Source organism: Vibrio splendidus, from assembly GCF_001557875.1.
Classification (GTDB): Bacteria; Pseudomonadota; Gammaproteobacteria; order Enterobacterales; family Vibrionaceae; genus Vibrio; species Vibrio splendidus_F.
In genome coordinates this window covers 83,336-96,822 of record NZ_LNRF01000004.1, presented here as the reverse complement: position 1 = coordinate 96,822, position 13,487 = coordinate 83,336, and the positions used below count along the sequence as shown (strand labels likewise).

The window sequence follows — 13,487 nt, the reverse complement described above, 5'->3', positions numbered from 1 at the left end:
CAGTTAGTGAGTTGAAACGTTGGTAACGTAAACGCCTTAATCACGAGAGGCGATTTTATAGCAAGGCACGTAGTCGGTCCCGCCCGGTAGCTTCATTCGATGTTGCTCAACAAAGTCGTTAAGCAGTTGGTCCATTTTGGTCATTAGCTCTTTATCACCATCGATAATGAATGGGCCATGTTTTTCTATCTCTAGAATACCTTCAGCTTTGACATTACCCGCAACAATGCCCGAGAACGCTTTGCGCAGATTCGCCGCAAGGCTCTCTGTTTTCTGATCCATGTGTAGGTCGAGTGCCGCCATCGATTCGTGAGTCGGATCGAACGGCAGTTGGAACTCAGGTTCAATATGCAGTGACCAGTTATAGCTGTAGGCATCGCCGGTCTCTTTACGGTGAGAACGGACATCCGGCATAGCTTGCTTCATGATTTTCGCGGCGCGAGCCGGGTCATCAATCACGATCTCATAATGTTTTTGTGCTTCTGGACCTAATGTCTCGCCAATGAATTTATCAATTGAGCGGAAGTAGGCTTCACTCTCCTTTGAGCCCGTTAATACAATCGGCATTGGCTGATCGGCATTGTTCGGGTGCATCATAATACCTAAGATGTACAACAGCTCTTCGGCAGTACCTGGGCCGCCAGGGAAGATGATGATGCCGTGCGCCATACGAACAAACGCCTCAAGACGCTTCTCAATATCTGGCATAATCACTAGCTCATTCACGATAGGGTTTGGTGGCTCAGCCGCAATGATAGATGGTTCAGTAAGACCTAGGTAACGGTGATCGGTGTAGCGTTGTTTCGCGTGACCAATCGCCGCTCCTTTCATAGGGCCTTCCATCGCGCCCGGTCCACAACCGGTACAGATGTTCAGCTCGCGCAGGCCAAGTTCATTACCCACTTCACGAGTGTATTGGTATTCGCTGGCATTGATTGAGTGACCACCCCAACACACGATAAGGTTCGGTTCGATGCCCGGAGTCAGTGCTCCAGCGTTTCTTAAAATACCAAACACTAGGTTGGTGATATGAGTAGCGTTGGTCAGGTTAAGCCTTTGGTTGTCGGCTAGGTGCATGTTGACGTACACAATGTCACGTAGCACTGAGAATAGGTGCTCTTGTATCCCCTTGATGATTTCACCATCGACAAAGGCATGTTCTGGTGGGTTGCTCAGTTCGAGCTTGATACCACGCTCACGGCGAACGACTTCGACATCGAACGATAGATATTTGTCGAGCAACTCTTTGGAGTTGTCGGTATGGCTACCTGAGTTGAGTACCGCTAACGTACAGTTACGATACAGTTGGTACAGATCACTAGACGCGGTTTTCTTAAGACGCTCAACCTCAAGTTGAGAGAGTAAATCCATGCTACCGGCAGGGCTGATATGAGTGATCATAGTGCCTCCTTGTTGAAAAGAGCAGAGGACGTTGAAGTGACCCTCTGGCTCGAGAGTGAGAAGCAAACGTTGAAAGTGTTTGGTTAAAGGTGGGGGAGAGTTAACCAGACGAAACGGATACGACAGCGTTGCTTGCCAAGAATGCTTGTTAAGCGAATGTTAATCATTAGCTTAGCAAACATTGAGGGAAATGGTATGTGATAAGTATTTGAAAAAATGAAATAAATTAAATCTAGGGCTGGCCTAGTGCCAAACAAGTTGGTTATTACCGCGTTGTTTTGCTTTATTTAGTGTTGTATTGAGTCGCTCTAATACTTCTTCAGGTGTATCTGACTCTTTAAACTGAGTACTTGCCGCGCATAAAGTAATCGTGATTTGTTGGTCACGGAACTTAAAGGGTAAGCGGCTTACTTGAGTTTGAATATTTTGAATCACTTGGTGACAATATTCATCGGTTTGCTCTGGCAATAGTAAGACAAATTCTTCACCAGAAAAACGCGCCACAGTATCGGTCGTGCCTGCTTCTTTGGTGATGGTTCTTGCGATGATCTTAAGCGCTTTATCGCCAGCGGTATAACCAAAGCTATCGTTAATGGCTTTGAAGTTGTCGATGTCCAGAAGTACTACGCGCAGTGAGTGTTGTGCGCGGATCCAGCGGCGATACTCAAGCTCTAAGCGATCAGTGAAAGCGGTACGGTTGTAAACCTTCGTTAGAGGGTCAAGTAGCATACGCTGAGCCTGATCTTCTAAACGCTTGCGGTAATCTTGAGTCACTTCATACAGTGAATCGAGCTGAGTTTTTCCGTAACTCATTCTCTCTATTAGTGCTTGCTCTTTTTGCTCTGCGTGGTTCAGTCTTTCCGAAAGAGATGCGATTTCACTGAGTAGCGGGTTAATTGACCGTTTTAAACTATCAATATCCTTGGCTTTCTCTACTGAATTCTGGCTCTTAGTGACAAGTTCATTTAACTCAGAGTTAAGCCCTTGGCGGTGCTCAAAGTAGCTTTGGCTCTGGTCGGCATTTTGGTCTGCCGTTTTGATGCTGGAAGCTAGAGAGGAATTAAGCTGATCGATAAACTGTTCAGACTTCTTGCGCTCTAGATTGGTGCCTTCAATAACCAGTTTGAGGATCTGAAGTGTCAGATCTAGCAGGTTTTGTGTGGAAACACCAAGTAGTAGCTTCGCTCTAATATCAGTAAGCAAATCACCCGATTCACCCTCAAAATCGAGTTCAGTAATCAGGTGTTGTAATTCGTTTGACAGGTCGGAAAGAAGTTCCTGCTCCGGAGAATGCGTAGCATCGGCAAAATGAGTGCGTGAGTTGTTCGCCATAATCTTAATGGCACGCTCATAAATACCGAGTAATTTCATGGCATGGTCAACTTTCTGACTGCCATTGCATTCGGAGAAGCTAAGTAAGTTTCGTAGGTCGCGTTTTAGCTGTGCTGGAAGGCCAGTTATGCGTTGCAGCGTTTCCCCACTGTGCTTAATGCTATCGTCCAGATATCCGTTCTGTTTATCCATAGCCAACGTTTTCTGCTTAAGCATCCTTTCTAATACTGCCAGCTTTGGGATCATCGAGCTAATGTCTTTTTGCTTTTCTAGCTCTTCCCTAAGGGCAATGAGGTTTTCATCTAAATGGCTGTTACTGCCAACACATGCATTACTCAAAGATGTGACGATACGCTTTAGAACTTTTTGTTCTCTAAGAAATTTGAACGAGGTGTCTCTTTGCGCCAAACGGACTTGCTCCAACTGAAATTTCAGCTGGTGGAGTTGCGCCTGAATGTCTTTTTCAAGAATGCCCATAGATGTATTAATTAGCGCCGCGTAGACCGATCTCGATCATTTTGATGAAATTCCGTTAAATCAATAATAACAAAACTAAAAATAAGGTCACGACTTGCCGCTCTTAACCGCTCGCAAATCAGTCATCTTTTAGCATTTTTTTGATGTTGTCCTCATTCTGGTACGATGATTGTATTTTTATTAGCCCTTGATTAATCGCATGTTTACAGGCTTCTCTTATGTTACCCGTTGCAAGGCTCGCTGCGGGTGCATTATCGATAGCTTTTAAATATACCCATTGGCTACTGCGTTCTTTGAGACTGATCTCACGGGCTAGGTTAGTCGACATTAATAACACATCGAGCAGCTCTTGGTCGTTGATCGCGGTGTAAGCGCGTGGCAAGAATGGGTAGTCAGCGATACCAATACGGACCGTTCGGTTAATGTTACGTTCTGGTTCGAAGTTATTCACCCAAGATTGAATTTTCCTGAATATGGCCTCCGGCGATAAATCACGATCAGCGTTTGGTTCGATATAAAGCAGGTTCGCATCCGAGAAGTGGTAGACACGAGCTGGGCCTTCAAGCTTAGATTTGAGGAACTCGCCAAAAGCATCTTCGAGTTCTAAACCTGCTTTGTAACCGTTCTGCGTGTACATGTTACGTAGGAAGGGCAAATCAATCATCACGAAGCGTAAACGGTCGTTGAGCGGCTCGTGAATCAATTCACCAAGTTGCCACTGTTCAAAGGTTTGACTGGTTTGTTCCAATGAATTTGAGAGCTTCGCATTGAGCATTCTTAGGTTAGGAAGCTTAGAACGCGAGTGTGTAAAGAGGTCGGTGCGTAATGCATCCACTTCTTTGACTAAGGTTTGAATGATGTAACCTCGGCGTAGCACGAAGAAGAACAAGACAATGCTGAACAAGAATAGGGCGAACGATATCTTTTGGAATTTGCGATGTTCTAGTTTGTACTTTTCTAGCTCTTGCGCTTGGCCTGCATAGTGCAGGGTTTGTTCGGCAAACTCTTTCTGTTGACGGAATGCGTCTTCGCCAACACGGTTGAGTTTCTGCTGCTCCAAAGAGACAAGACTGTTGTACTGTTTTAGATTTGCCAACGCTTGCTGTGGACGGCCGGCTTGTTCATAACCCAAAGAGAGTAAGTAGTACGAGCGTTGTGAAAGACGCATGTTCTCTATCTGACGTGAGATCTCAAGCGCACGTGTCGCATGCTTTATCACATCTTCACTCTCTTGCAGATGGTAAGCCAATCCTGCCGATAATAGTGCAGCACGCCCCTCCAGTTTTGGAATGTCAGTGTACTCTAATAGTTCGAGGGCACGGGTGAGGTACTGCTCTGCGAGAGGGTAGTTATAAAGGCGTAGGTAAGTCGCAGATAGACTTAGGCGAATATCGATGACTTGGTGGATATCTCGGTCAGTACTCTCGTGATCAAGAACGTTGAAGAAGTGCACAAGGGCAAGGTTGTATTTTCCTTGATAGAAATACACGTCACCCATTTTCTTGAGTACTTGCGCTAAGACAGGAGAGTTTTCAAAGTTATCATAAAAATCAGCAGCTTGAGAAAGGTGTTCTAGTGCTTTATCTAATACTTGGCGCTCAAAGAACAACTGCGCAAGTAGGCGGTTTACTTTGGCCAAGCGTGAACTCAGGTTGCCTTCTACAGATTTCCAGTAGCCATACAATAATTCAGATAGTGCGTGGTTGTATTCTTTATGGGTTAGATAAAATTCACCAACTGCGATGTGATAATCGATGGTAACTTTTTCTGAGTAACGCTGATCGAGGTAGGTTTTCGCTTCTTGATAAAGCTTCTCGGCTTCGTCGACCTTGTTATCGTAAGAGGCGATATCGGCTTTCAACATGATCAATCGATAGGTGATGCCTTCCGTTAAACGTAAAGTTTTATTCACTGATTCTAGGTTTGCTTCAATGCTCGTTAGCGTAGCTTTTGCTTTGGCTGACTTTCTGTCATTGAGCCAAACTAACCGAACTTTTAGGATCTGAAGGTCCAGTTTTAGGTAATCAAGCTTATAGGTTTTGGCGAGATCTGAGGCTTTGTCGATGTGCTGAATCGCAATACGTATATTGCCAAGGTTGTACTCAGCTTTGGCTAAGATCTTATACGCATCGATACTGCTGTTTGGCGTTCTAATCGAAGAGTCTGTCTCTTCGCGAGAAATAGCTGAAGGGCTTTTCTCGCGTTGATCAGAAAGGACACGTAGCGTTAGGTAGCTGTTGGCCATTTGTTTTGCTTGGCTCGGCTCAATCTCAACCAAGTTATTGGCTTCATTGAGTAGCGCCGACGAATAAACTGACGCATTAACCGATGTACTTAAGCTTAAAATAAATAGACTAACAACGTATAACCAACGCATTTCAATGTCCCTTTAAAGATTTGGTAGGTTCAAATAAGTGTGGGTGGTTCACGCCTGATTATTGGCGAGCCATACGCTTATTGTGGCTTGGTCTATCTTGTTCTGTTGAACGGTATGGGTTGATGTCCAGACCACCACGGCGTGTGTAACGTGCGAACACGGTTAGCTTCGATGGCGCACAGTATTTCATGATGTCAGTGAAGATACGCTCAACACATTGTTCGTGGAATTCATTGTGCTCACGGAAAGAAACTAAATAGCGTAGCAGAGCTTCACGGTCAATTTGCTTACCAGAATATGCGATCTCAACGCTGCCCCAATCCGGTTGATTGGTGATCAAACAGTTCGACTTCAATAGGTGGCTATGCAGTGTTTCTTCAACGTCTTGCTCGCCAGCAGCGCCTTCCAGCAATGATGCTTCAAAATCGTAGCTAGTGATTTGGATGTCTTGGTTGTCGATACAGTCACCTTCCATCGTCACGATAGGCTGGTTGGTGTAGTTGGTTACTGAGTTTACATTCACAATCACCGTTTCGCCTGCACATGCCGACAAATCTTGGGTCAGGCGCTCAGTGACTTGATCCCAGTTTTCAAATTGAGTCTGGTTGTAGCTGTTCAAGTACAGCTTGAAAGATTTTGATTCAATTAAATTTGGGCTGGTTGCCGGGATGAAAACTTCACCGACAGCCACTTGTGGTAGGCCGTTTGTGTTTAGCCACGAAAGCTCGTACATCGTCCAAATATCATGACCAACAAAAGGCAGCTCGCCGTTTAGCGCAAGATCATCGCGATTAAGGCTACGAGGTACTGGCTGCAATAAACTTGCATCGTATTGGTTAGAGTACTCAGTTTTTTGGCCAAGGGTTAAACCCGCTAGCTCTTTTGCGTCAGAATATTTGCTCATACTTTCGTTTCAAATTCGATTAGAATGGGGTCGATTTTACTGAATCCCCATTACCCTGTCATTAAGTCATCGCTTAATCGGCGCGGAAAGGGCTCGGATTCTATTTATTATTTTGTGTTTAGGAGATTTTCATGACTCAACGTGCTCAAGACGCACTACTTTCTTTTAGTCAGCGATACGTTGACGCGTGGCAGCAGCAACACCAAAGCTTACCTCGTAATGAGGAGTTGGTGGATATCGTATCGCCATGCGTAGAAGAAAAGAGCGGCGACGCAGTGTTGTGGAAGCACTATCCACGTGAGCAATTCGCGGATTTCACCAACGTTGAAACCGGTATTGAGTTGACTCTGCATGAAGACATCAAGACTTTCTACGGCGCACAGTTCAGTGCGGATATGAACGCGACTTTTGATGGTAACGAACTGACTCTGTTACAGATTTGGAGTGATGAAGATTTCGAATGCCTACAAGAAAACATTTTGGGTCACCTAGTGACTCAGCGTCGCTTGAAGCTAAAACCAACGGTTTTCATTGCCGCGACCGATGCAGAGCTAGACGTTATCTCTATCTGTAACCTGACGGGTAACGTGATTCTAGAGCGCTTAGGCACCAAAAATCGTGATGTACTAGCCGAGACATTGGCAGAATTTTTAGAAAAGCTACAACCAGCGGTATAAATAGATGTACGTACTAGAACTTCAATTTGAGTGTTTTGATAACACAACGGTAAGCGCTGTCGATAAGGCAGTTAATGGCTTGATGGATGCACTTCGTTATAACGGACAAGTGTTAGGCCGTGAGTTTCCAATCGTGATGGGAGACGGAGAGTTCTTCGTTCGCGTTGTGTGCCCGGAGCAAGATAGCTTGCACCCGCGTAATCACTCAGACTTTGTGAAAGTGTGTTTTGATCGCTTGTCTAACGCGAGTCTACTAGCGCCTAAAATGCGTTTGTTGGGGCGAGATCTGAACTCAGAAGAAGTAGCAGAAGATGAAACGCCAAGCTGGCAGGTGTTATACACGACATTCGTGCATACCTGTTCACCGCTGCGCAGTGGCGACAGCTTGTTACCGATCCCTCTGTACCGCAACCCGCCAACCTTCAATGGCGACCATAAAGCTGTATTGAAATGGCAGACAGAATGGCAAGCCTGTGATGAAGTACAAATGGGCGGTGGTTGTCGCGCTGAACACGCAACGCTAACCGAGATCAGTGATACTAATAGTGTGCTGTTTAAACGCGGTTGGGGCCTAAGAGGACGCATTGAATATCTGACTAAGGTTCCAACCTACTACTACCTATATCGTGTCGGTGGGATCAGCCTGAAAGATGAAAAAGAACGTAAATGTCCGCAATGTGGTGGTGAATGGCTGCTAGATGCGCCTATCCACGATATTTTCTATTTCAAGTGTGATGACTGCCGATTGGTGTCAAACATCTCTTGGGATCACCTGAAGTAGTCTTCTAGTGGTTATTTAAGCGTCATGCTTTAGATATCGGAGCGCTAACTTAGTGCTCTGATATTAACTCCCCTTTAATATTAAATACTTAGCATCTTGTATCATCCCCGATACCGTGATTTCGTTACTTATTTTAGCTCGATCTTTCTTACTCTATTATCGTTACCCATTTTCCTTTTAATACGCACAGAACGTGATATTCAGCTCTTTCTGTAGCTCCGACGCATTCATTGAAATAATCCAACGTCCATCAACTTTTAGTTACCTCAATAGTTAGCCTGATCACAATAATCAATCAGTTCTCTTTCAATTTATATTCTTCTCAATATAAATGGGATCGATCCCATGGGAATGTTCCCATTTGTAAATAATAACTTGATTCTAGATCTGAAAGGAATGGACGATGAAACTGTTACCTATTGCTGCTGCACTCTCTACTGCTTTACTTGCTCCTAATTTATACGCTGATGAAACCACGCCATTGGAGTTCAATGGCTACATGCGCGGCGGCGTTGGCCTTAGCAATGAAGGCGGCTCAAACAGCAAGTGGGAGGTGAGTAAAGTTGGGCGACTCGGCAACGAGAATGACCTGTATGGCGAGTTTGGCTTTAAGAAAGAGGTGTATGCTGAGGACGACGTTTCATTTTTAGTTGATTCCATGTTGTCGTATTGGCAAGGCCAAGATGAGAACGCCGCGGATAAAAGCGTGGATGTGGTGCAATTGAATGTTCAGGCTGGAAGATAAGGACATTGGGATTTGGGCGGGTGAGCGCTACTACCAACGTCATGATGTGCACATCGTTGACAACTATTACTGGGATGTAAGTGGTATTGGTGCTGGTGTTGAACACATCAATATGGGACCAGGTAAATTATCGGTGGCTTTGATTCAAGACACGGTTGCGGGTGACATTGCCGATGGTAAAGAAACCACAGCCATGATTGCTGATATACGTTATGCGGGCATTCCATTGTGGAACAATGCTGATCTTGAGGTCGGTATTGATATGAACTTCGCCAATGAAAAGCAAGGCCAAACAGTCGATGCGGATGACAGCGTAATGCTAACGGCGAGCTTAAATCAAAACCTTTCAGGTGGCTTCAACAAAACTATTCTACAGGTTGCTAACTCTGGTTATGCCGAGCAGATGACGACTTTTGGGACAGGTAAAGGCATCGTTCGTGATGCCAACAACAATGACGCCGATGGCTTCCGATTGATTAACTGGGGCGTACTTGCGATCGGTGAGAACATCGAGTTTGGCCACACTGTCCGTTATGCTGCTTCAACCGGTGTTGGCGCCAATAATAGTGATGATGACTCTTTCAGTGCGGTAATTCGTCCGCTTTATAAGTGGGACAAGCGCATGCGTACCATTCTTGAAATTGGTGGCTTTGTTGAAACTATCGATAACAAAGATGGTGCGGGTGGTAAATTCACAATCGCTCAGGCTTGGGTACCACAAGTGGGTTTCTGGTCTCGTCCTGAATTCCGTATCTTTGCCACTTACCTCAATGATGCTGAAAACGACAATGCCTTCGGTGAAGGTAAAAACAGTGAAATGAGCGTGGGCATGCAAGTGGAAGCTTGGTGGTAAGTCGAACTTTCTTCCTAAATCCTAATCCATAAAAAGGGGCTGACGTTATGTCAGCCCCTTCGGGTATCTATACAATGCTGTAGTTTAGTTGATTACCAACCTTTAACTACGCCGCCTTGGAAGATGTCAGAAGCTGCGTTGTACACTTCTTCAGTTTGGTAAGCTTTAACGAAGTTTTGTACGTTTTCAGCGTTTAGGTTGTCTTCACGGGAAACGATTAGGTTTACGTAAGGAGAATCTTTGTCTTCAACGAATACGCCATCTTTTTGTGGAGTCAGGTTGATAGAGCTCGCGTAAGTTGTGTTGATGATAGATAGAGCAACATCATCAAGAGAACGTGGCAGTTGAGCTGCGTCTAGTTCAACAATCGTTAGGTTCTTAGGGTTACCCACAATGTCACGAACGGTAGCTAGAAGACCAGCACCTTCACGAAGCTCAAGCAGACCCTGTTGCTCAAGAAGAAGTAGAGAGCGACCTAGGTTTGTTGGGTCGTTTGGTACGGCAATACGCGCGCCGTCTTGGATTTCGTCTACAGATTTCACTTCTTTAGAGTAACCTGCAATTGGGTAAACAAATGTGTTACCAGCGATAGTTAGCTTGTAGCCACGGTCAGCCACTTGCTGATCTAGGTACGGTGCATGTTGGAATGCGTTGATGTCGATAGAACCATCATCTAGAGCTGCGTTTGGTGTTACGTAATCTGTAAAAGTCACTAGCTCAACATCTAGGCCGTATTTTTCTTTCGCTACTTTAGCTGCCACTTCAGCAACTTGAGCTTCTGCACCTGCCATTACGCCAACTTTTACTTTAGAAGTGTCGACTTCTTTATCACCACAACCTGCTAGAACTAGCGCTGAAGCTGCTGCTGCGATAGTTAGTAAACCTTTAAGGCTAAATTTCATAATAATCTCCTTTTAATAAATCTATTTAATTTGGTTCCGACGACTCTAATCTTTATGCGTGAGTCTTTATCTGTGGTCAACGCGGCGAACTAATGAATCACCGATTGATTGAATAATTTGTACCAGCACAATCAACATCACTACTGTCACAGCCATGATGGTCACATCGTAACGGTGGAATCCGTAACGAATCGCGACATCACCTAGGCCACCACCGCCTACAGTACCGGCCATTGCTGAGTAGCTCACTAGAGTCACTAGCGTAATCGTTACTGAGTTGATGATAGTTGGTAGTGCTTCTGGAAGCAGAACCTTATTGATGATTTGTGTTGGTGTCGCGCCCATTGATTGAGCGGCTTCCACAAGACCTGTTGGTACTTCAAGCAGCGCACTTTCGATGAGTCGAGCTACGAATGGGATAGCGCCAATCGTCAGTGGAACAATCGCTGCTGTCGTACCGATGAAGGTACCAATCAGCATCTTAGTTAGTGGGATAATCGCAACCATCAACACCAAGAAAGGTACTGAACGACCCACGTTCACAACCGCACCAAGAATCTTGTTTACTTTGGGGTTCTCTAGCAGACCACCTTTTTTAGTCGTATGTAGAATCACGCCTAATGGAATACCGACCGCGAAGCCAACGATGCCAGCGACAGCAACCATGTAAAGCGTTTCGCCTGTTGCGCCTAATAGAAGGTTACCGTTAAGGCTGATCCAGTCAGCAATCTCGTTGAAACTAAAGGACATAACCAAGCACCTCTACTTTTACATTGTTGTCGCGTAGGAATTGGATAGCAGCATTATCATCTGCTTCATTACCGAACAGCTCAGCGACCATCATGCCGAACTTCACGCCGCCGGCGTAATCAAGGTCAGAGCTTAAGATGCTGACGTCGATATTGAATTTACGTGCGATTTGCGTCATCAGCGGTGCATCAACCGTTGCACCAGTAAACTCAAGACGCACAAGCGGGTAGCTGCTGTTTACGCGAGTCTCTTGCAAGCGTGCTTGGTAATCTTCAGGAATCGTTAGATCCAACGTTGAGCGAATAAACTGATGTGCTAGCTCTGTCTTCGGATGAGCAAAGATGTCACCGACTGTGCCTTTCTCTACCAACTCACCGCCACCAATGATCGCGACTTCATGACAAATGCTTTTCACCACATCCATCTCGTGCGTAATAAGCAGGATAGTGATGTTCAGCTTGCGGTTGATTTCACGCAGCAGTTCAAGGATAGATTGAGTTGTTGCTGGGTCCAATGCGCTGGTGGCTTCATCACATAGCAGTACTTTCGGGTCAGAGGCCAGTGCGCGAGCAATCGCCACACGCTGCTTTTGACCACCACTAAGGTTTGCCGGGTAGGTGTCACGCTTATCAGCAAGGCCAACCAGTTCAAGTAACTCGCTGACTTTCGCTTCAATAATCGCTTTATCTTTACCAGCAAGTTCTAGAGGCAGTGCTACATTGTTAAATACAGTACGAGAAGACAGTAGGTTGAAGTGCTGGAATATCATGCCGATGTTACGGCGCGCTTCGCTAAGTTCAGATTTGCAGAGTTTTGTTAGGTCGATACCATCAACAATCACTTCACCAGAGGTCGGAGCTTCCAACATATTTACACAGCGGATTAGGGTACTTTTGCCTGCACCTGAAGAGCCAATGACTCCAAAGATTTGACCTTGAGGAATGTGGAGGTTGATATCAATTAAGGCATTGATTTCTTTAGTGCCTTGATAAAAAACCTTGTTGACTTGATTCACTTTAATCATAGAGAAACCCGTGCAGGTAGAACAGAATAATATGTCGATAGCTCGCTCGATTTACAGATGATGCTATGGTGTTCTATGATCTAAGTCAATAGATATTTTTACGTCTAGACGGCTAAACGTCGATTGTATGGCTAAGCTAGAAACAAATCGTTAACGAACGCAAAACTAAATAGATAGTGATGAAGCAAATAAAGCGTGTAATAATTAATGATTAATAGAGAGTTGATAGAGAACAAAATTTTGTCTAAACCTGCTGTTTTTTTAGATCGTGATGGTGTGATTAACGTTGACCACGGCTACGTACATGATGAGCATGACTTTGAATACATTGACGGTGTGTTTGAAGCGGCGAAAGCGTTTAAAGATATGGGCTATTTATTGGTGCTAGTGACTAATCAGTCAGGCATTGCTCGCGGCATGTTTAGTGAAGACCGTTTTCTTTCTTTAACGCAGTGGATGGATTGGAACTTTGTTGATAACGGCGTTGAGCTTGATGGCATCTATTACTGTCCTCATCATGCTGAGCACGGTGTTGGTGACTACAAGCAAGATTGTGAATGTCGTAAGCCAAAGCCAGGCATGTTCATTTCTGCCCGTGACTTTCTGAAGATTGATATGGCTAACTCGGTCATGATCGGCGATAAAGCTGAAGACATGATGGCTGCAGAAGCGGCAGGTGTTGGCACAAAAGTACTGGTAAGAACCGGTAAGCCAATCACTGAAAAGGGTGAAGCACTTGCAAGTGTTGTGCTTGACAGTATTAAAGATGTACCAGCATTCTTAAAAGGTTAAGACACTAAGTCTCTTTCACTTAGATATAAGTGTTGTTCACTATATAAAGATGAGGAACGCAGTATGAAAGCATTGTTGATAGCATCTCTATGTACGGTAGCGTTATTCGGGTGTTCTAAATCCGCAGCGCCTGATGGTGCAGTATCGGACGATCAATTCGTGACTTATCAATGTGAGTCTGACGCTTCATTTAAGGTCGCTTACCTTGGTAATGAAAAAGCGGTATTACGTTTGCCAGAGAATGAATATCGCCTCACTCAAATAGCGGCAGGTTCAGGAACGAAGTATATCTTAGATGATGGAACCTCTGAACTGATCAATAGCGTCACTTTACGCACTAAAGGTGACAACGCACGTCTAGAACTTGGTCGTGTCGTATATAAAAATTGTCGAAAGTAAGTCATAGTTAACTTCTAAGATTTACAAACAGTTAAGTGAGGGAATCTACCCTCACTTTTTATTCTCTTCCCTT

The 13,487-nt window shown here is 44.8% G+C and carries 11 protein-coding genes and 1 pseudogene; 5 read left to right on the top strand and 7 right to left on the bottom strand.

The genetic code is table 11. From position 1 onward, the window contains the following. Positions 1-36: 36 nt before the first annotated feature. From ppnN to queF, 4 genes are all read right to left on the bottom strand, one after another. On the bottom strand, positions 37-1,401 hold the full coding sequence (gene ppnN, locus ATB74_RS11820; protein WP_008222901.1) for a nucleotide 5'-monophosphate nucleosidase PpnN: 1,365 nt from the start codon (positions 1,399-1,401) through the stop codon (positions 37-39). Between the two features lie 243 nt (positions 1,402-1,644). Beyond that, complete coding sequence (locus ATB74_RS11815) at positions 1,645-3,210, bottom strand: GGDEF domain-containing protein (RefSeq protein ID WP_061018653.1); 1,566 nt, start codon at positions 3,208-3,210, stop codon at positions 1,645-1,647. 118 nt (positions 3,211-3,328) lie between these two features. Beyond that, positions 3,329-5,587, bottom strand: a complete 2,259-nt coding sequence (locus ATB74_RS11810) for a tetratricopeptide repeat protein (RefSeq protein ID WP_060982552.1) — start codon at positions 5,585-5,587, stop codon at positions 3,329-3,331. A gap of 58 nt (positions 5,588-5,645) precedes the next feature. Next, complete coding sequence (gene queF, locus ATB74_RS11805) at positions 5,646-6,491, bottom strand: NADPH-dependent 7-cyano-7-deazaguanine reductase QueF (protein WP_048615530.1); 846 nt, start codon at positions 6,489-6,491, stop codon at positions 5,646-5,648. Between the two features lie 131 nt (positions 6,492-6,622). On the opposite strand from queF, the gene syd reads away from it, so the two are divergent. The 3 genes and pseudogenes from syd (at position 6,623) to ATB74_RS11790 (ending at position 9,547) form a co-directional block, all read left to right on the top strand. Next, positions 6,623-7,168 (top strand): SecY-interacting protein, encoded by a 546-nt coding sequence (gene syd, locus ATB74_RS11800; protein ID WP_017089736.1) that lies wholly within the window; start codon positions 6,623-6,625, stop codon positions 7,166-7,168. A gap of 4 nt (positions 7,169-7,172) precedes the next feature. Continuing rightward, positions 7,173-7,949, top strand: coding sequence for a Zn-ribbon-containing protein (locus tag ATB74_RS11795; protein WP_061018651.1), 777 nt, complete (start codon positions 7,173-7,175; stop codon positions 7,947-7,949). Positions 7,950-8,352: 403 nt separating this feature from the next. Continuing rightward, positions 8,353-9,547 (top strand): annotated as a pseudogene (locus ATB74_RS11790) (carbohydrate porin). Between the two features lie 92 nt (positions 9,548-9,639). On the opposite strand, the gene ATB74_RS11785 reads toward ATB74_RS11790, so the two are convergent. The 3 genes from ATB74_RS11785 to metN all read right to left on the bottom strand — a co-directional run bounded on the left by ATB74_RS11785 (position 9,640) and on the right by metN (position 12,223). Next, positions 9,640-10,449, bottom strand: a complete 810-nt coding sequence (locus ATB74_RS11785) for a MetQ/NlpA family lipoprotein (protein ID WP_019824947.1) — start codon at positions 10,447-10,449, stop codon at positions 9,640-9,642. Positions 10,450-10,515: 66 nt separating this feature from the next. Continuing rightward, positions 10,516-11,199, bottom strand: coding sequence for a methionine ABC transporter permease (locus ATB74_RS11780; RefSeq protein WP_061018650.1), 684 nt, complete (start codon positions 11,197-11,199; stop codon positions 10,516-10,518). Next, positions 11,189-12,223 (bottom strand): methionine ABC transporter ATP-binding protein MetN, encoded by a 1,035-nt coding sequence (gene metN / locus ATB74_RS11775; RefSeq protein WP_061018648.1) that lies wholly within the window; start codon positions 12,221-12,223, stop codon positions 11,189-11,191. The genes ATB74_RS11780 and metN overlap by 11 nt, the downstream gene beginning before the upstream one ends. A gap of 207 nt (positions 12,224-12,430) precedes the next feature. Here metN and gmhB point away from each other — a divergent pair, with 207 nt between their 5' ends. Both gmhB and ATB74_RS11765 read left to right on the top strand, forming a co-directional pair. After that, the gene (gene gmhB / locus ATB74_RS11770) at positions 12,431-13,015 is read left to right on the top strand and encodes a D-glycero-beta-D-manno-heptose 1,7-bisphosphate 7-phosphatase (RefSeq protein ID WP_060982549.1); all 585 of its coding nucleotides are present in this window, start codon (positions 12,431-12,433) and stop codon (positions 13,013-13,015) included. Between the two features lie 63 nt (positions 13,016-13,078). Further along, positions 13,079-13,414, top strand: coding sequence for an MliC family protein (locus tag ATB74_RS11765; RefSeq protein ID WP_048664565.1), 336 nt, complete (start codon positions 13,079-13,081; stop codon positions 13,412-13,414). Positions 13,415-13,487: the final 73 nt, after the last annotated feature.

Excerpts from the sequence above, each read along its gene's own strand:
- ATB74_RS11765 (WP_048664565.1), top strand. The coding sequence starts at position 13,079 with ATGAAAGCATTGTTGATAGCATCTCTATGTACGGTAGCGTTATTCGGG.
- ATB74_RS11795 (WP_061018651.1), top strand. The coding sequence starts at position 7,173 with ATGTACGTACTAGAACTTCAATTTGAGTGTTTTGATAACACAACGGTA.
- ATB74_RS11780 (WP_061018650.1), bottom strand. The coding sequence starts at position 11,199 with ATGTCCTTTAGTTTCAACGAGATTGCTGACTGGATCAGCCTTAACGGT.
- gmhB (WP_060982549.1), top strand. The coding sequence starts at position 12,431 with ATGATTAATAGAGAGTTGATAGAGAACAAAATTTTGTCTAAACCTGCT.
- syd (WP_017089736.1), top strand. The coding sequence starts at position 6,623 with ATGACTCAACGTGCTCAAGACGCACTACTTTCTTTTAGTCAGCGATAC.
- metN (WP_061018648.1), bottom strand. The coding sequence starts at position 12,223 with ATGATTAAAGTGAATCAAGTCAACAAGGTTTTTTATCAAGGCACTAAA.
- ATB74_RS11815 (WP_061018653.1), bottom strand. The coding sequence starts at position 3,210 with ATGGGCATTCTTGAAAAAGACATTCAGGCGCAACTCCACCAGCTGAAA.
- queF (WP_048615530.1), bottom strand. The coding sequence starts at position 6,491 with ATGAGCAAATATTCTGACGCAAAAGAGCTAGCGGGTTTAACCCTTGGC.
- ppnN (WP_008222901.1), bottom strand. The coding sequence starts at position 1,401 with ATGATCACTCATATCAGCCCTGCCGGTAGCATGGATTTACTCTCTCAA.
- ATB74_RS11785 (WP_019824947.1), bottom strand. The coding sequence starts at position 10,449 with ATGAAATTTAGCCTTAAAGGTTTACTAACTATCGCAGCAGCAGCTTCA.
- ATB74_RS11810 (WP_060982552.1), bottom strand. The coding sequence starts at position 5,587 with ATGCGTTGGTTATACGTTGTTAGTCTATTTATTTTAAGCTTAAGTACA.